General features: G+C 41.2%; 16 protein-coding genes. 13 read left to right on the forward strand and 3 right to left on the reverse strand.

Going from position 1 to position 17,062, the window contains the following annotated elements:
* Positions 1-219 precede the first annotated feature (219 nt).
* Entirely contained in the window at positions 220-720 is a 501-nt protein-coding gene (gene tpx, locus F542_RS00630; RefSeq protein ID WP_015433530.1) for a thiol peroxidase, read from the reverse strand.
* Positions 721-919: 199 nt separating this feature from the next.
* On the opposite strand from tpx, the gene F542_RS00635 reads away from it, so the two are divergent.
* The 10 genes from F542_RS00635 to F542_RS00680 all read left to right on the forward strand — a co-directional run bounded on the left by F542_RS00635 (position 920) and on the right by F542_RS00680 (position 12,849).
* Positions 920-1,642 (forward strand): 1-acylglycerol-3-phosphate O-acyltransferase, encoded by a 723-nt coding sequence (locus F542_RS00635; RefSeq protein WP_015433529.1) that lies wholly within the window; start codon positions 920-922, stop codon positions 1,640-1,642.
* A gap of 1 nt (position 1,643) precedes the next feature.
* On the forward strand, positions 1,644-3,047 hold the full coding sequence (locus F542_RS00640; protein WP_015433528.1) for a multicopper oxidase domain-containing protein: 1,404 nt from the start codon (positions 1,644-1,646) through the stop codon (positions 3,045-3,047).
* 184 nt (positions 3,048-3,231) lie between these two features.
* A complete protein-coding gene (accA, locus tag F542_RS00645; RefSeq protein WP_015433527.1) occupies positions 3,232-4,185 on the forward strand; it encodes an acetyl-CoA carboxylase carboxyl transferase subunit alpha in 954 nt (317 codons plus the stop codon).
* Positions 4,186-4,270: 85 nt separating this feature from the next.
* Positions 4,271-4,993, forward strand: a complete 723-nt coding sequence (locus F542_RS00650; RefSeq protein WP_025266693.1) for a DUF4850 domain-containing protein — start codon at positions 4,271-4,273, stop codon at positions 4,991-4,993.
* A 15-nt stretch (positions 4,994-5,008) separates the two neighbouring features.
* Positions 5,009-5,872 carry a pyridoxal kinase PdxY gene (gene pdxY / locus F542_RS00655; RefSeq protein WP_015433525.1) on the forward strand — a complete coding sequence of 288 codons (864 nt, stop codon included), beginning with the start codon at positions 5,009-5,011 and terminating at the stop codon, positions 5,870-5,872.
* Positions 5,873-6,027: 155 nt separating this feature from the next.
* Entirely contained in the window at positions 6,028-8,424 is a 2,397-nt protein-coding gene (gene mrcB, locus F542_RS00660; RefSeq protein ID WP_025266694.1) for a penicillin-binding protein 1B, read from the forward strand.
* A 379-nt stretch (positions 8,425-8,803) separates the two neighbouring features.
* Entirely contained in the window at positions 8,804-10,579 is a 1,776-nt protein-coding gene (locus F542_RS00665; RefSeq protein WP_025266695.1) for an AMP-dependent synthetase/ligase, read from the forward strand.
* Positions 10,580-10,724: 145 nt separating this feature from the next.
* Positions 10,725-11,441: an amino acid ABC transporter permease gene (locus F542_RS00670; protein WP_015433522.1), complete on the forward strand. Its 717-nt coding sequence runs from the start codon at positions 10,725-10,727 to the stop codon at positions 11,439-11,441.
* Between the two features lie 75 nt (positions 11,442-11,516).
* The gene (locus tag F542_RS00675; RefSeq protein ID WP_015433521.1) at positions 11,517-12,266 is read left to right on the forward strand and encodes an amino acid ABC transporter ATP-binding protein; all 750 of its coding nucleotides are present in this window, start codon (positions 11,517-11,519) and stop codon (positions 12,264-12,266) included.
* Positions 12,267-12,279: 13 nt separating this feature from the next.
* Entirely contained in the window at positions 12,280-12,849 is a 570-nt protein-coding gene (locus F542_RS00680) for a DUF5358 domain-containing protein (protein WP_025266696.1), read from the forward strand.
* Between the two features lie 81 nt (positions 12,850-12,930).
* Here the strand turns inward: F542_RS00680 and mscL are convergent, their stop codons facing one another.
* Both mscL and hemG read right to left on the reverse strand, forming a co-directional pair.
* Entirely contained in the window at positions 12,931-13,329 is a 399-nt protein-coding gene (gene mscL, locus F542_RS00685) for a large-conductance mechanosensitive channel protein MscL (protein ID WP_015433519.1), read from the reverse strand.
* A gap of 107 nt (positions 13,330-13,436) precedes the next feature.
* Positions 13,437-13,955, reverse strand: a complete 519-nt coding sequence (gene hemG, locus F542_RS00690; protein WP_015433518.1) for a menaquinone-dependent protoporphyrinogen IX dehydrogenase — start codon at positions 13,953-13,955, stop codon at positions 13,437-13,439.
* Positions 13,956-14,052: 97 nt separating this feature from the next.
* Between hemG and ubiE the strand changes: the two genes are divergently transcribed.
* Genes ubiE through ubiB form a run of 3 tightly spaced genes read left to right on the forward strand, consistent with a single transcriptional unit; the run spans position 14,053 to position 17,041 of the window.
* Positions 14,053-14,805 (forward strand): bifunctional demethylmenaquinone methyltransferase/2-methoxy-6-polyprenyl-1,4-benzoquinol methylase UbiE, encoded by a 753-nt coding sequence (gene ubiE / locus F542_RS00695; protein WP_015433517.1) that lies wholly within the window; start codon positions 14,053-14,055, stop codon positions 14,803-14,805.
* Positions 14,805-15,431 carry a ubiquinone biosynthesis accessory factor UbiJ gene (locus F542_RS00700; RefSeq protein ID WP_015433516.1) on the forward strand — a complete coding sequence of 209 codons (627 nt, stop codon included), beginning with the start codon at positions 14,805-14,807 and terminating at the stop codon, positions 15,429-15,431. Before ubiE ends, F542_RS00700 begins: the two co-directional genes overlap by 1 nt.
* Entirely contained in the window at positions 15,431-17,041 is a 1,611-nt protein-coding gene (ubiB, locus tag F542_RS00705) for a ubiquinone biosynthesis regulatory protein kinase UbiB (protein ID WP_015433515.1), read from the forward strand. Before F542_RS00700 ends, ubiB begins: the two co-directional genes overlap by 1 nt.
* Positions 17,042-17,062 lie beyond the last annotated feature (21 nt).

The raw sequence follows: 17,062 nt of genomic DNA on the forward strand, positions 1-17,062 counted from the left end.
TTAAATGAGCGATCAGCGCAGGATCTTATCCCCATTGGCTGGGGATAAAATTGTGATAATTGTTGAAAGAAATCGTGTATAACTCAGAATAACTATTGAAATAAATAATAAAATTCAATAAAAACAAATGGTTATGTGTTTGTGGAAAAAGAAGGATAAGTATGGTTGTTTTTTGTCCAACATAATTTCTTCCCCAAGATAGGGGAAGAAGGTGAGGGATCAAGCAAGAGCGGCTAACGCTGCTGCGTAATTTGGTTCTTGCTTAATTTCAGGTACAAGCTCGCTGTGTAATACTTTGTTATTTTCATCTAATACAATCACAGAACGTGCGGTTAAACCTGCTAATGGGCCTGTCACTATTGCTACACCAAGGTTTTTTGCGAAGGTATTTGCTCGGAAACAGGACAACGTTTTAGCGTTTTCTATGCCTTCTGCGCCACAAAAACGAGCTTGTGCAAAAGGTAAATCGGCAGAAATGCAGAGTACCACCGTATTATTCAAATTAGCCGCTTGCTGGTTGAATACGCGCACAGAAGTTGCGCAAATACCAGTATCAATGCTTGGGAAAATGTTTAGTACCTTACGTTTGCCAGCAAAATTGGCTAGTGAGACATCGCTTAAATCGTTTGCGACTAAGGTGAAATCAGCCAGTTGGCTATCTTTGGTAGGGAAAGTGCCTGCAATTTCAATAGGTGTGCCTGCGAGAGTAATTGTTGTCATAGGAATGTTCCTTTTGGTGAAGTTAAAATATGAGGAGCTGTTTCGTATTCAAATTTATTTATTTGACGAATAACAGCCTTGCTACTATAGCGTTTTTTCGTCATGCTGAAAACGAGGACATATTAATTTAAGCAATAGGCATTTTAAGGGATCTCAGCTATACTTAACCCCATTTTTTCCGTTTATTCAGGAGCAGGCTATGTTAAAGGTTTTGCGTGTAATTGCTGTGGTATTCGCAGCAATATTTATTTGTCTTTTCGGGACAATCTATGCTTTATTACGTGGGCGTCATCCAAGTAGTGTTGGCGTGGTTGCACGCCTATTTGGGGCATTGCACCCATTAGTTGGCTTAAAGGTGATTACTCGCAAAAAACCAGAATTTAATCAACCAGCGATCTATATTGGCAATCACCAAAACAACTACGATATGCTTACCATTGCGGCTATGGTGCCGGAGCGCACGGTGAGTGTCGGTAAAAAAAGCCTGATTTGGATTCCATTTTTTGGCTTGGTATATTGGGCAACAGGCAATATTTTTATTCACCGTGAAAAGCGTAGCAGTGCAATCAGCACCATGAATAGAGTGGGCGAAATCATTCGTGAAAAGCAGGTTTCTATTTGGATGTTCCCTGAGGGCACACGCAGTCGCGGGCGGGGGCTATTACCATTTAAAACAGGGGCATTTCATACTGCTATCGCTGCAGGTGTGCCGATAGTACCAGTTGTGTGTTCGAGTTTACATAATAAGGTAGATCTTAATCGTAAAGATAATGGTATTGTGATCTGCGAACAGCTTGATCCGATTTCAACAGAAGGTTACAACCGAGAGAATTTAAAAGAGTTGATTGAGCGCTGCCACAGCGTGATGGCAGCTAAAATTGCACAGTTGGATCAAGAAGTAGCGAGATTAGAACAAAAGTAGTATGAAACTTTCCCGTCGTCAATTTTTACATCGTGCCACCTTAGGTAGCGCTTTCACTTTGTTACCTCCACCTTTATTAGCGAAGGAACGCCCGAATTTAAGTATTCCGCCATTAATAGAAGTCGGGAGAGGGCGCCCTGTGCGTTTAGATTTTCATCCTGCGCAAACCCAATTTGAAGCAGGGAAATGGGCAGATGTTTGGGGCGCGAATGGGCAATATCTTGCGCCAACGGTGAAAGTGAAATCAGGAGATTTTGTTAAGCTAACCTATGCAAACAGCTTGCCACAAGTTTTATCAATTAACATCCAAGGCCTACTAGCTCCAACAGCGATGATTGGGTCGAATCACCGTCAGCTTAAGCCAAATAGTAGTTGGTCGCCTATTGTCAATATTCAGCAAGCGGCTTGTACCTGCTGGTATCATGCTGATACGATGCTCAATTCTGCACCTCAACTTTATCGAGGCATTGCTGGACTGTGGATTATTGATGATGAAGCAAGTAAACAGGCAAAATTACCGAATAAATACGGGATTAATGATATTCCGTTGATTTTACAAGATCAGTTATTGGATAAAAATGGCAAGCCGGTGTTTAGTGCGAATGCTCCGTTCTTGGCTAAACGGCTATTTGTTAATGGGAAAGAGAACCCTAAAGTCACGCTTCCCCGCGGCTGGGTGCGCTTGCGTTTAGTGAATGCTTCGGTGTCTCGTCACTATGCTTTGCAGCTGGATAATGGTAAGCCGTTGTATGTTATTGCAACCGGTATCGGTATGCTTGCTGAGCCACTTGAAATGTCTGTCGTTATGTTAGCGCCGAGTGAACGGGTTGAATTATTAGTGGATCTCAATGAGGGAGAACGCGTAGCACTTTTGACAGGTGAAAAGCGTTCAATTTTGCACACCGTGGGACAATTTTTTCAAGACAACCATGAATTGGTTGATAATGTGGTACTTGAGATGCAGCCAGAGGGCTTACCTTCGGCGCTAAATATGGAACCACAACTGCCAGAATTTGATTTAAGCGCATTTAATTTAAAGATTGCGCAAGAACGAAAATTTGAACTGCGTGTACAAGATGCATTAATTAATCGCCAACGTTTTGATCCGAAACGAATTGATGCCGAAGTGAAACTTGGTAGTGTAGAGCGTTGGTATATTTTGGCTACGGAAACTATAGGTTTTACCCTACAAGGGGCTAAATTTGTATTGGAAACACGCAACCGTAAACCACAGCCACATAAACAGCTGGCATGGCGAGATACCGTACGTATTGAAAAAGATGAGGAGGTAACATTGCTAGTCAAATTTGAAAAAATGGCGGAAGCACATTTACCATTTACTTTTGGCGCAAGCGATTTTAGCTTACGTGATAAAGGTTTGATGGGGCAATTTATTGTCAAATAATATACAAGCGGTCGGATCTGTACATTTTTTTACGAAAAAAAATGTAAATCTTGCGATTATACTGTCATTCACTGTTAGAATAACCCGAGTTTATTTCAGGCAATAATAGGGCAAGTCCCTATTTTTATGTTTTGAGCGCAGCACTAAACGGAAAATAGAGATTTGTACTGATATAGGAAACATTATGACTACTGAATATTTAGATTTTGAACTGCCGATTGCAGAACTGGAAGCCAAGATTGAAGCGTTGCGTTCGGCAAGTAGTGGCGATGCAGAAATTAATCTTGATGATGAGATTGCTCGCCTTAAGAAGAAAAGCGAAGAATTAACCAAAAAAACTTTTGCTAATTTGGATGCATGGCAAATTTCACGAATGGCACGTCATCCAAGCCGTCCTTATACATTAGATTATATAGAACGTATTTTCACTGAATTTGATGAATTGGCAGGTGATCGTGCATTTGCTGACGATAAGGCAATTGTAGGGGGTATCGCGCGCCTTGATGGCAGACCAGTGATGGTTATCGGTCATCAAAAAGGACGCTCTGTGAAAGACAAAGTCAAACGTAATTTTGGTATGCCGGCACCAGAAGGATATCGTAAAGCATTGCGTTTAATGCAGATGGCCGAACGTTTTAATATGCCGATTATCACTTTTATTGATACTCCGGGGGCATATCCTGGCGTGGGAGCGGAGGAGCGAGGACAATCTGAAGCGATTGCCCGTAACCTGCGAGAAATGTCGTTACTCAAAGTGCCTGTGATTTGTACGGTGATTGGCGAAGGTGGTTCAGGCGGAGCACTCGCGATTGGTGTGGGTGATAAGGTCAATATGTTGCAATACAGTACCTATTCAGTTATTTCGCCAGAGGGTTGTGCATCCATTTTATGGAAAAGTGCTGAAAAAGCTTCAAGTGCAGCAGAAGTGATGGGATTAACCGCTACGCGTCTAAAAGAATTAGAACTGATTGACAATATCGTGCCAGAACCTCTAGGTGGAGCACATCGTGATTTTGATCAGATGGCAGCAAGTTTGAAGCAGCGAATTCTTGCGGATTTAGAAGATCTCTCACCATTGGATACCGAGAATCTGCTGGATCGTCGATATGAACGCTTGATGACTTACGGTTATGTTTAATGGCAAGCGGTCGTTTTTGTCTAAAAAATTGCAAAGCAAATTTTTTGTACAAATCGACCGCTTGTATTGCCATGAAAGGAATAGAATGAGAAAGTTGGGTCGATTATTCGGTTTATTAGGCAGTCTGCTGATAATAAGTAGCACACTGTCTGCCGAAGTGTACCATTTTAAGTTCAACCATCAAGATCGTTCGCAAGACCTCACCGAGTATAAGCCTATCGTGCAAGATGGTGGTACTGTGGCGGTAAATGGCGTGAAGATGAAAGGCTTTAATACCATTTTTAAAGACCCTCGCAATGCAGGGCCTAAGACTAACTATGCCAAACAAATCAACGCGAAGATTAAAGCCGAGTATTTAAAGCATTTTGAGCTGTATGCTATGCCAAATGGTGTGGTGTTTGTCCCAAAGAATTGGAAACTGGTTTACGGGGGTATTTCTAGTACCGGCGGCATTTTTTATACCTTTGTCCCTCCGCATGGTGATGATGGTTATCTCACGTTTTATCACAACGGCAGTTGCTTAAGTTGTGCCATGGAAAATGGTTCGCTATTTTTTAGTGAAGCAGCAAAGCATGCAAAAGATCACGATTTTAATACCTTTGAAAGTAATTTACCGCTGAATGTAGTGAAGATTAAGCAAGATTTGGTTTCTTATTATGCAGAATCAGGTTACTTACGTTTAGATGGTATCGCCTTTTATGATCCCTTTGCAAAAATTCCCTTTTGGAAAGCCGAAGTGAGTCTGCCGCCTATGCAACGCCATTTGGTGAATCCATTACTTAACCAATTTATTACCAAATACAATTAGCTTCAGGAAGTTTTTATGAAAAATGTTCTCTCTATCCAATCTCATGTGGTGTATGGCTACGCGGGAAATAAGGCTGCTGTTTTTCCAATGCAATTACTCGGTGTAGATACTTGGGCATTGAATACGGTACAGTTTTCTAATCACACCCAATATGGCAAATGGAAAGGAATGGTGATACCAAAAGAGCAGATTGGGGAGATAGCCCAAGGTATTGCGGAAATTGAGGCACTACACGAGTGTGATGCCATTCTTTCTGGCTACATTGGTGCGGCAGAACAAGGGGCAGAAATTTTAGCGGCGGTAGCGAAAATTAAAGCGTTAAATCCCAATGCGATCTATTTTTGTGACCCAGTTATGGGACACCCAGATAAAGGGTGTATTGTTGCTCCTGGGGTTGCCGAGTTCTTACGTGATGAAGCTATGGCAAAAGCCGATATTATTGCACCAAATTTAGTCGAACTAAGAGAGCTAACGGGTTTACCAGTCTTGGATTTTGACGGAGCAATTGAAGCTATTCGAACAATTCTGGGCAAAGGTGTAAAAAAGGTGCTAGTTAAACATTTAAGTCGAGTGGGCAAAGATCCAAGCCAATTCGAGATGCTACTTGCGACTCAAGAGGGGATTTGGCATATCAGCCGTCCATTGCATGAATTTAAGGCAAAAGATCCTGTTGGCGTGGGTGATTTAACCAGTGGTATCTTTCTAGCCAACTTACTCAATGGTAAATCTGATGTGGAAGCTTTTGAACATACTGCCAATGCGGTTAATGATGTGATGAGCGTTACCCAGCAAAGTGGCAAATATGAGTTACAAATTATTCAAGCCCGCGAGTTGATTGTTCATCCGCAAAGCCGCTATCAAGCGGTAAAAATTGGCTAAATTTTTGCAAAATTTGTGTAAAAATGCACCGCTTGTAAACCATGGTAAAGAAAATGTCGAACAACCACGAAACCGAAAAATCAACCACTTTTGTTGCAGAGCCGGTTCTTCCTCGGCACACAGACGATTTGGAAAATGCCTCTGACGAAGAAGAAATGGCGGAAGAATTTGTTGAAAACGAAGTTGAAGAAAAGCCAAAGAAAAAGGCGTATTGGATTCCGACGTTGTTAAAATTATCCCTGCTTGGTGCTTGTTGCATCGGTATTTATGGTATTTATCTTGATGGCAAAATTCGAGCTACAATGGACGGCCAAATTTGGCAGTTGCCTGCGGAAGTATATAGCCGAATTGAAAGTATTCGAATTGAAGATAACCTCACCACTGACCAAGTGCGCCAAATGCTGATTGATTACGGCTATCGCGAGGTGAATAACATTATTACGCCTGGGGATTTTAAATTTGATGAGAAAAACCGCTTAGTGGTGTTGCGTCGAGGCTTTCAATTTCCTGAAAATCCAGAAACCCAGCGAGTGTTGCGTTTAACTTTTCTCAATGGGTATTTAGCACGCATTGAAGATTTAAACTTACTGCGTGAAATTGAAGAGTTCCGCCTTGATCCGAAATTAATTTCTATGATCCATTCGGATAATGATGAAGAGCGTCAAGCCCTACGTTTGCATCAATATCCGCAATTATTAATTGATGCTCTGTTATTAACAGAAGATAAACGGTTCTTCCAACATGACGGGATCAGTTTAATCGGTATTGCACGTGCTTTAAAAGCAAACTACGAAGCTGGCGAACGCGTGCAAGGTGCGAGTACTTTAACACAGCAATTAGTGAAGAATCTGTTTCTCACTCGTGAGAAATCCTTCGAGCGTAAGATCAATGAAATTCTGATGTCGTTGATTTTAGATTTCCGCTACGACAAAAATACCATTTTGGAAACTTATCTAAACGAAGTCTATTTAGGGCAAAATCATCAATATCAAGTGCATGGATTTGGTTTGGCGAGTCAATTCTATTTTGGGCGACCGATTAATGAAATCACGCTAAATCAAATGGCGTTATTGGTGGGTATGGTGAAAGCACCATCTAACTATAACCCATGGCGTTTCCCCGAGGCCGCCAAAGCACGACGCAATGTGGTGCTTTACGTCATGAAGGAAAATGGCAGAATTACCCAAGCAGAGTACGACTTTTTATCGCAGCAACCTTTAGCGGTGATCGATAAAGGGGGTTTTTATGTGCCGCAGCCAGCCTTTATGCAAGCCTTGAATATGGAGCTTAAACAGCAATTAGGTGAAAACCGAACAGCGTTATTGTCGAAAGGGGCAAAGATTTTTACCACGCTTGATCGCAAATTACAGCGTTCTGCTGAGCTTGCGGTTATTCAAGGATTGGAAGATTTAGAAAATTCCAGTAAGAAAATTAAAGATTTACAAAGTGCTATTGTGGTGGCGGAGTATCGCACAGGTAAAGTGCGCGCCATGGTTGGTGACAGAAATACTCAATTTGCGGGCTTTAATCGTGCTACGCAGACTAAGCGCCAAATTGGTTCAACGGTAAAACCATCTATTTATGCCATTGCACTCTCTGATCCGAAAAATTTCCGCTTAAATACCCCAATTGAGAACAAAACCCGCTCAATTAAAGTGGGAAGTACATGGTGGACACCAAAAAACTATGATGGACGCACAGGTGGTTCGGTAATGTTAATGGACTCTTTAGTGCGTTCATTAAATATTCCAACCGTCAATATTGGGATGAAAGTCGGTCTGAAAAATGTGATTGCCAAACAAAAAGAGATGGGCTGGGACAGCGTTGATATTCCGCCTTACCCATCAACCTTACTGGGTTCTTACTCGATTTCGCCGTATGATCTTACCAAATCTTATCAAACCATTGCCAATGAAGGAGTGCGCATTCCTTTAACGACGGTGGAATCGATTATTGCACCAAATGGCGAGGTAATTTATCAGCCAAACCCTGTGCAAAGTGCGAAACAGGTATTGCCAGCGGAAGCAGCCATTCAAACCATGTATGCTATGCAACAAGTTGTTGAGCGTGGTACAGCACGTAGCCTACAGAATGAATTTGCCCGCTTACGCTTAGCCGGAAAAACAGGGACAACTAATGGCGCAAAAGATACGTGGTATGTTGGCGTAGATGGTGAGCATATTGCGACCGTTTGGCTTGGAAAAGACAATAATACCAACACGCATTTAACCGGCTCAAGTGGCGCATTACAGGTTTACAAAGAGTATTTGAAGCGCTCGCAGCCAACCGCATATCGCTTACCCGCAAATTCAAATTTACAGTGGGTTGGTATCAGTAGTTTTGGTTCTTGGGATTGCAGCAGTGCGAGAAAAATTCCTGTATGGCGTGATAAAGGACAGCGTTATTGTATAGGAGGTCAAACTGTTCAAGTGGGCAAACCAAGTGTATGGGATGCATTGTCGCTGACTAAAGATAGCATGAATAGTAACACCAAAGCAGAAGTCTCCGAGGATATGGCGGTTCCGGCAGAAGAAATTGCGCCAAGTGAGTAATTTATCCCTATTGATATAAGAAGCAAGCATAGTAAATATGCTTGCTTTTTTGTTTGCAAATGAAATGTGATGCTGAATTAACAGCGTAATTAGCTCAGAATATTTGGTTATTATTTATTTTATTGCTTTGCACTTTAGTGATTCATCTTATTTACAGCGCATTAATGAATAAAATGACAATACTGTTTCATCGGTATAATCAACAATTTAATGTAGGTGTAGGCATTATTTTCTCGGTTTAGCGTTATATATGTTGTATGGGACGATGCTAAGTCACTAGAATTTCAGCGTACATCTGTTTATTTTTCTGGCTTTTTTGAGTCGAAAAGATTATATTAGCGAACAATTGTTCGCTGAATATAATCAGGTTTAAATGGCTATGTCATCTCTCGATTTTCATTTTATCAATCGTTTTCGTCACCAAGCAGAAAAGTTGGCTCAACGCCCTGCATTGCGTTTTATGCAAGATCAGCAATGGGTAGATATGAGTTGGGCTGAGTTACAAAATCAGGTTAATCAACTCTCTTATGCTTTGCTTGCCAACGGTATTGGTGTACAAGATAAAATTGCAATTTTTGCCCATAATATGCCACGTTGGACGATCACAGATATTGGTGCGATGCAAATTCGCGCTGTAGCTGTGCCGATTTATGCAACGAATACGGCAAAGCAAGTGGAATATGTACTCAATGATGGTGATATTAAAATTCTGTTTGTTGGTGATCAGGAGCAGTTTGACCATGCGCTTGAAATAGCGCACAACTGTCCACAATTACAAAAAATTGTTGCGATGAAAGCAAATATTGAATTGCATCACTCTCCCCTTGCACAACATTGGGCTGATTTTATACAAGTGGAAGCTGATGAATCGTGTTTGCAACAGCGTCTAGCAGAAAAGCGTTTAGATGATCTTTTCACGCTTATTTACACTTCAGGCACAACGGGTGAGCCAAAAGGAGTTATGCTTGATTACGCCAACTTAGGGCACCAATTACAAGCACATGATAAAGCACTGCCAACTGTCGATGAAAATGACATATCGCTCTCTTTTCTACCGTTTTCACATATTTTTGAACGCGCTTGGATCTCTTATGTATTGCACCGTGGAGCGGTGAACTGCTATTTAGAAGATCCTCATCAAGTGCGGGAAGCGATGGCAACGGTTCGTCCAACGTTAATGTGTGCAGTGCCTCGTTTTTATGAAAAAATTTATACTGCGGTGTGGGATAAAGTAAACCATGCACCGGTGCACCGCCGCGCTTTATTTAACTGGGCGATTCGCACTGCAGAAAATGAATTTCTTGGTAAAAAAAATGTGATTTTTCACCGCTTGCAATATCGTCTCGCGGATAAATTGGTGCTCTCTAAGTTACGCCATTTATTAGGCGGTCGAATTCGTATGATGCCGTGCGGTGGGGCAAAACTTGATCATTCAATTGGGCTATTTTTCCAAAGTATAGGTGTCAATGTGAAATTAGGCTACGGCATGACAGAAACGACAGCCACGGTCTCATGCTGGCAAGAAAAAGGCTTTAATCCAAATTCAATCGGAGTTTTAATGCCCGATATGGAAGTGAAAATTGGAGAAGAAAATGAAATTCTAGTGCGTGGCGGTTCGGTAATGCGTGGCTACTATAAAAAACCAGAAGAGACAGCAAAAGCCTTTACTGCAGATGGTTTTTTAAAAACAGGTGATGCAGGGGAATTAGATGCAGAAGGCAACCTTTATATTACAGACCGCATCAAAGAACTGATGAAAACCTCAAATGGCAAATATATTGCGCCACAATATATTGAAGGTAAAATTGGCAAGGATAAATTTATTGAGCAGATTGCGATTATTGCGGATGCAAAAAAATATGTTTCAGCGCTTATTGTTCCGTGTTTTGACAGCCTAGAAGAATATGCTAAAAAGCTCAATATTACGTATCAAGATCGCATGGAGCTGATTAAAAATTCTGAAGTCGTTAAAATGTTTGAACAGCGTATTAACGAGTTACAAAAGGATTTGGCAAGTTTTGAGCAAGTGAAAAAATTTACCTTACTTTCGCAAGCATTTAGTACGAAAATGGAAGAAATCACGCCAACACTGAAATTGCGCCGCAAAGTGATTTTAGAACGCTATAAAGCGCAGATTGAGAAAATGTATAAGTAGGGTTTCGGAATTTGCATTATTAATAAACCTAAATAAAATCGCCGCCAGCTTTAACAGCTTGGCGGTTTTGATTTTAGATTAAAGCTGATATAGTTAGCTAAATTTATCTAGGAGGCAAAGCCTCCTTCATTTTTAAGGATTATTCGTGTTAAACGATCTATTACTTTCTATTCCTTTTATGACTCAAGCGCGTGTCGATTTGGTGATAAATGGCTTTTTTCCAATGGTTAAAGCGGCATTTTTGGTTTCTATTCCGTTAGCCATTGCTTCTTTTGTTATCGGAATGGTGATAGCGGTTGCTGTTGCGCTGGTGCGAGTGACACCAGTAAATAGCTGGCTACATCGTATTTTTCTTTGGTTTGTCAAAGGCTATATTTCGATTATTCGTGGCACGCCGATGTTGGTACAAATTTGTATCGTATTTTACGGCCTACCTGCGGTTGGCGTGTATATCGATCCTATACCTGCCGCAATTATCGGGTTTTCTTTGAATATCGGAGCCTACGGTTCAGAAACGATTCGAGCCGCTATTCTTTCTGTGCCAAAAGGGCAGTGGGAGGCGGGTTATACTATTGGCATGAGCTATATCCAGACTTTCCGCCGTATTATTGCACCGCAAGCATTTCGTGTCGCAGTGCCACCACTGAGTAATACGTTTATCGGTTTATTTAAAGATACCTCGTTAGCCTCGGTTGTGACAGTGACGGAAATGTTTCGTGTCGCACAGCAAGTGGCGAATATGTCGTACGATTTCTTGCCCGTTTATATTGAGGCTGGTTTGATTTACTGGTGCTTTTGCTGGGTGTTATTCTTCATTCAAGCCAGATTAGAAAAACGCTTTGACAGATATGTCGCGAAATAAACAGTCAGAGGCAATTTGCTGTGTCTCTGGTCATAAATAGTGGTGTAAGCAGCACCTTACAATAAAGTAATTGTTATGATAAAAATCCGCAATATTCACAAAACCTTCGGTGATAACGCCATTTTACAAGGGATTGATTTAGATATTCAAAAAGGGCAAGTTGTTGTGATTCTTGGGCCTTCAGGCTCTGGTAAAACAACATTTCTACGCTGTTTAAATGCGTTAGAAATGCCTGAACAGGGCTCCATTGAATTTGAAGGGGCTGAGCCGTTAATGGTAGATTTTTCTGCAAAACCAAGCAAAAAGACTATTTTAAATTTGCGCCGAAAATCAGGCATGGTGTTTCAAAATTACAATTTATTTCCGCATAAAACAGCATTAGAGAATGTGATGGAAGGCCCTGTTTTTGTACAGCAGCAAGCGGTCGAAATCGCACAAAAAAATGCAAAAGCATTGCTGGCTAAAGTGGGATTAGCGGATAAAGTCGATCTCTACCCATTTCAGCTTTCAGGTGGTCAGCAACAGCGAGTAGGGATTGCACGTGCATTGGCAATTCAGCCAGAATTAATGCTGTTTGATGAACCAACTTCAGCGCTTGATCCCGAGTTAGTGCAAGATGTGTTGAATACAATGAAATCACTGGCAAATGAAGGTTGGACAATGGTTGTGGTTACTCACGAAATAAAATTTGCACTAGATGTAGCTGATATTGTGATTGTGATGGATGGCGGCAAAATTGTGGAACAAGGCTCAGCTAAATCACTGTTTGAGAACCCGCAGCATGAGCGGACTAAGCGCTTTTTACAGCAACTTAGATTGGAATAATTGAGATTAAATGATGTTAAAGAAAGTATTGTTAATAAGTTTGACTATCGTTGAGGTCGGATGCAGTATTTTGCAATCGCCAACCCAACATAGTGTTGCTTTTCCTGGTGAATTTGCAAATGCAGATTATGTATTATCTGATGATGATGCCCGCCGTTGGGTTGTATTAAGTGAACAAACTGCTCAATGTGTTTACCCCAATTTAACTCGTATCCAACAGGCTCATTTTTCTAAGGAAGATGCTTATATTTATTCGCAATATGTGTTTTTCTACCCGCTAGAAAGAGTGATTGGTGAGCAGTATGTGAAATTTATTCAAAATGATGAAAAATCAATGGGTTATGCACAATATCAATTTAAGCGATTTAAACAGAACCCTGAATCAATTCCTAAGCTTACGGATAAACAATGTGCTACATTAAGGCTCAATGCAAAAGATGATTTGGCAGTTGTAAAAGGGCAATATAAGAGTGGAATGGTGGATGATATCCCAAACGACAGCAAAAATGGCGATGGGGTTGCGACCAATGATAACAAATTTTTCTTTGATATTATCAAATGGGGCGCCGCTTTGCTGTTATAGTTTGCAAGCAGTCGGTTTTCGCTAAGATTTTGCAAAAGAAAAGGCATAAGATTTTAAACTTATGCCTTCTTTTATTCAGCATTATTTTTTCAATAAATCACGAATTTCAGTTAATAATTTCTCTTCAGCGCTTGGCTCAGCTGGTTTTTCTGGTTCTGGCTCTGGTGCTTTTTTCAAGCTGTTAATTGCTTTTACCATACCAAATACTGCAATGGCGATGATTAAGAAATCAAAAATATTTTGAATAAATGCACCGTATTTTAAGGTAACAGCTTCTGCTTCGCCTTGTGCTTCTTGTAACACAATGGCTAAATCTTTGAAATCTACGCCACCGATTAACATACCGATTGGTGGCATAACAACATCGCTAACTAAAGACGAAACGATTTTACCGAATGCACCACCAATGATCACACCGACAGCCATATCAACAACATTGCCTTTTACCGCAAACTCGCGGAACTCTTTTAAAATACTCATGGAAATATCCTTAAAATGAAACAAAAAATAGGGCTGAAATGCCAGCCCTACCGAGAAAAAGAGTCCTGATTATAATTTAATCGTGACATTTGTATAGCAAATTTAACTTAATTTACGAAACGCTTAACAAAGAGATCTACTTTTTGCCAATCCGTATATTCATATTCTCGCGAAATATCGGTATCACCCTTGGTAATTCGCATAATAAAGCGAATCATCGTACGATCAAACCAATTATAGCGAGGATAAAATAACGCACCGGCAAACACTTCCACCAAACTAGGTTGCCAAGCAATACGAGCCAGCAGTTTTCGAGTATAAACATTCGTTTGTGGGGTGTTGCGATTTGCTTTACGTGCGGTGAGATTTACGCTGAAAAATGCTGATTTTTTCGTATTGAGCAAAGCATAATGCTGAGCAATAAATTTTTCCAGTAAAGGGTCAAAATGTCCATAGCGGATAGATGCACCAATAATAATCTGGTCGAAATTAGCAAAATTTGTTGCAGAAACGACCGCTTGATCACGCAGAGAAATTAGCTGGCAGTCAGGAATTTGCGATGCCATACGTTCAGCAATTTTTTTCGTTTGCCCATCACGGGTTAAATAGAGAATAGCGGTTTTCATTATACTTCCAAAAACGATTTCAAATAGTTGCAAAATTTTAAGGCAAATTGACCGCTTTTTGCTATGATACGCACAATTTTTTTGACGGAATCTAACCATGAGCGAACAAAAAGAAACCACCCATTTTGGCTTTAAAACCGTTGCCAAAGCAGAAAAGCAGCAACTGGTTGCCAATGTTTTCCATTCTGTGGCAGGTAAATATGATTTAATGAACGACCTGCTCTCTTTTGGTATCCACCGTATTTGGAAACGCTTTACGATTGACTGCTCGGGTGTGCGCCGCGGGCAAAAAGTGCTTGATCTAGCAGGTGGCACAGGCGATTTTACTGCAAAATTCTCTCGCATTGTGGGCGAAACAGGCGAAGTGGTATTGGCGGATATTAATAGCTCTATGTTGCAAGTTGGGCGTGAAAAATTGCGTAATCTTGGCGTGGTAGGAAATGTGAGTTATGTGCAAGCGAATGCAGAATGTTTACCGTTTGCCGATAACACATTCGACTGCATTGTAATTAGTTTTGGGCTGCGTAATGTGACTGATAAAGATAAAGCACTACGTTCAATGTTCCGTGTATTAAAACCCGGTGGTCGTTTGCTGGTGTTGGAATTTTCTAAGCCAATTATTGACCCGATTAGCCAAGTCTATAACTTCTATTCATTTAACATTTTGCCCAAAGTGGGCGAAGTGGTGGTCAATGATGGCGACAGCTATCGCTATCTTGCCGAATCTATCCGAATGCACCCTAAACAGGACGAACTCAAAGCAATGATGGAAAATGCTGGCTTTGAAAGTGTGAGCTATTACAATTTGAGTGCAGGGATTGTGGCTTTACATCGTGGATATAAATTCTAATGTTACATCAACTCAAGCAACAGCTTATGCTGCCACAATTTGCCATTGCTGGGCTAGAAACCGCATTAAATGGCTTAATAAAACGCTCTCCGCATATTTTGCCGATCTTACGCAAATTAGCAGGGAAAAACCTGCAAATTTGCCTGAAACAGCCAGATTTAACGCTCTTTGCATTTTTTAGTGAGCAACGTATAGATTGGCTTGGCTGTTATGAAGGTGAGATAGACTGCCAAGTGAATCTTGCTGCCAATGCGCTACCAAAACTTGCGGATAAAAGCCGTTTAACGGAACTCATTAACAATCAAACTTTAGTGCTACACGGCGATTTGCAGGTATTGCAACATTTTACTGTACTGCTTGATGGTTTAGAAAAAAATCCTGCTGAGTTGCTTTCGCCTTTGCTCGGTGATGTGGTGGCTCAAGCCAGCACAGATTTTGCCAAAGGGTTATTGGCTAAATTGAAAACTCAAATTCAAACGAACAGCGCAAATATTGTGGATAACTTGATGGTGGAGCGCCCAGTTTTAGTCCATCGTTTGCAAGTTGTTGATTTTTGCGATCAAGTACGAGAATTAGCAAAACAAGCGGTCGAATTAGAGCAAAAAATGGCAAATTTATCAAAATAATGAATATCAAAAATCTCAAACGCTTTTACCAAATCACTCAAACCTTTCTACGTTATGGAATCGATGAAATTGTCCCAGACATTCCTAAAACGCGTATGGTTCGGGCTATTCGTCGATCGTTATTTTGGGTGAAAAACCAATATCCCAATGAGCAATTTGGCGCACGTTTACGTCTTGCTTTACAAGAGCTCGGGCCGGTTTGGATTAAACTTGGGCAGATGCTTTCTACCCGCCGAGATCTCTTCGAACCAGAACTTGCTGATCAACTAGCACTGCTACAAGATAAAGTTGAACCATTTGATGGCAAAATAGCTCGCCAACTGATTGAGCAAGCCCTAGGAGGCAGCCTTGAACAGTGGTTTACAGATTTTGATGAGCAAGCGCTTGCCTCCGCTTCTATTGCACAAGTGCATACCGCTAAGCTCAAAAAAAATGGACAAGAAGTGGTGTTGAAAGTCATTCGCCCCGATATTGAGCCCATGATTAAAGCCGACCTAGCGTTAATGTATCAGCTTGCGGATTTGGTGCCGAAGCTTGCACCAGAAGGCAAACGCCTACGAGCGAGAGAAGTAGTGCGTGAATATGAAAAAACGGTGTTAGATGAACTTGATCTGCGAAAAGAGATGCAAAATGCGATTCGTTTGCGTGCTAATTTTGAGCAGGATGAGAAACTTTATGTGCCGTTAATGTATCCTGAATTTGCTCACAAGAATGTGATTGTGCAGGAACGGATTTACGGCATTCCAGTTTCCAATGTTGCCGAGCTAGAAGCTAATGGCACGAATATGCAGCTGCTTGCCGAACGTGGTGTACAGGTATTTTTTACCCAAGTCTTTCGAGATAGTTTTTTCCATGCGGATATGCACCCGGGAAATATCTTTGTCAATCCTAATCACCCTGAAAATCCGCAATATATTGGGATTGATTGTGGCATCATTGGGCAGCTGAATAACAATGATAAACGCTATCTTGCTGAGAGTTTCTTAGCTTTTTTCAATCGGGATTATCGTCGAGTAGCCTTGATGCACGTTGAGTCGGGCTGGACGCCAGCGGATACCGATATTGATGCTTTTGAGCAAGCCTTCCGTGAAGTATGTGAGCCGATCTTTGCTAAGCCGTTGGCGGAAATTTCGTTCGGACATTTCTTGCTCAATTTGTTTAATGTAGCTCGTCAATTTAATATGGAAGTGCAACCGCAACTCGTGCTATTGCAGAAAACCCTGCTCTATATCGAAGGCTTAGGCAGACAGCTTTATCCACAGCTAGATTTGTGGGCAACCGCCAAGCCATTCTTACAAGAGTGGCTTGATGAACAAGTTGGCGTAAAAGCAATGTTCCGCCAAGTGAAACAACGCTTACCCCAATTCCGTGAGCATTTTGCCGAATTTCCTGAAGTAGTATTTCAAGCACTACAGCAACAAAAGCAGATTAATTTTCGTTTGTCTGAAATAAACCAAAGCTTACAAGCGGGTAAAACACAGGGAAATTTTGCAAAATTTGTGGTGCTAGGCATAGCAATAGCAGGAACGTTTTGGCAGTTGGCGAATATACCGCTGTGGGTGGGGGTGCCGTTATTGTTGATTGAGTTGGTTTTATTGATGAGATTATGATAATAGGGCGGAGCAGTATCC

The organism is Bibersteinia trehalosi USDA-ARS-USMARC-188, assembly GCF_000521725.1.
Lineage (GTDB): Bacteria > Pseudomonadota > Gammaproteobacteria > Enterobacterales > Pasteurellaceae > Bibersteinia > Bibersteinia trehalosi.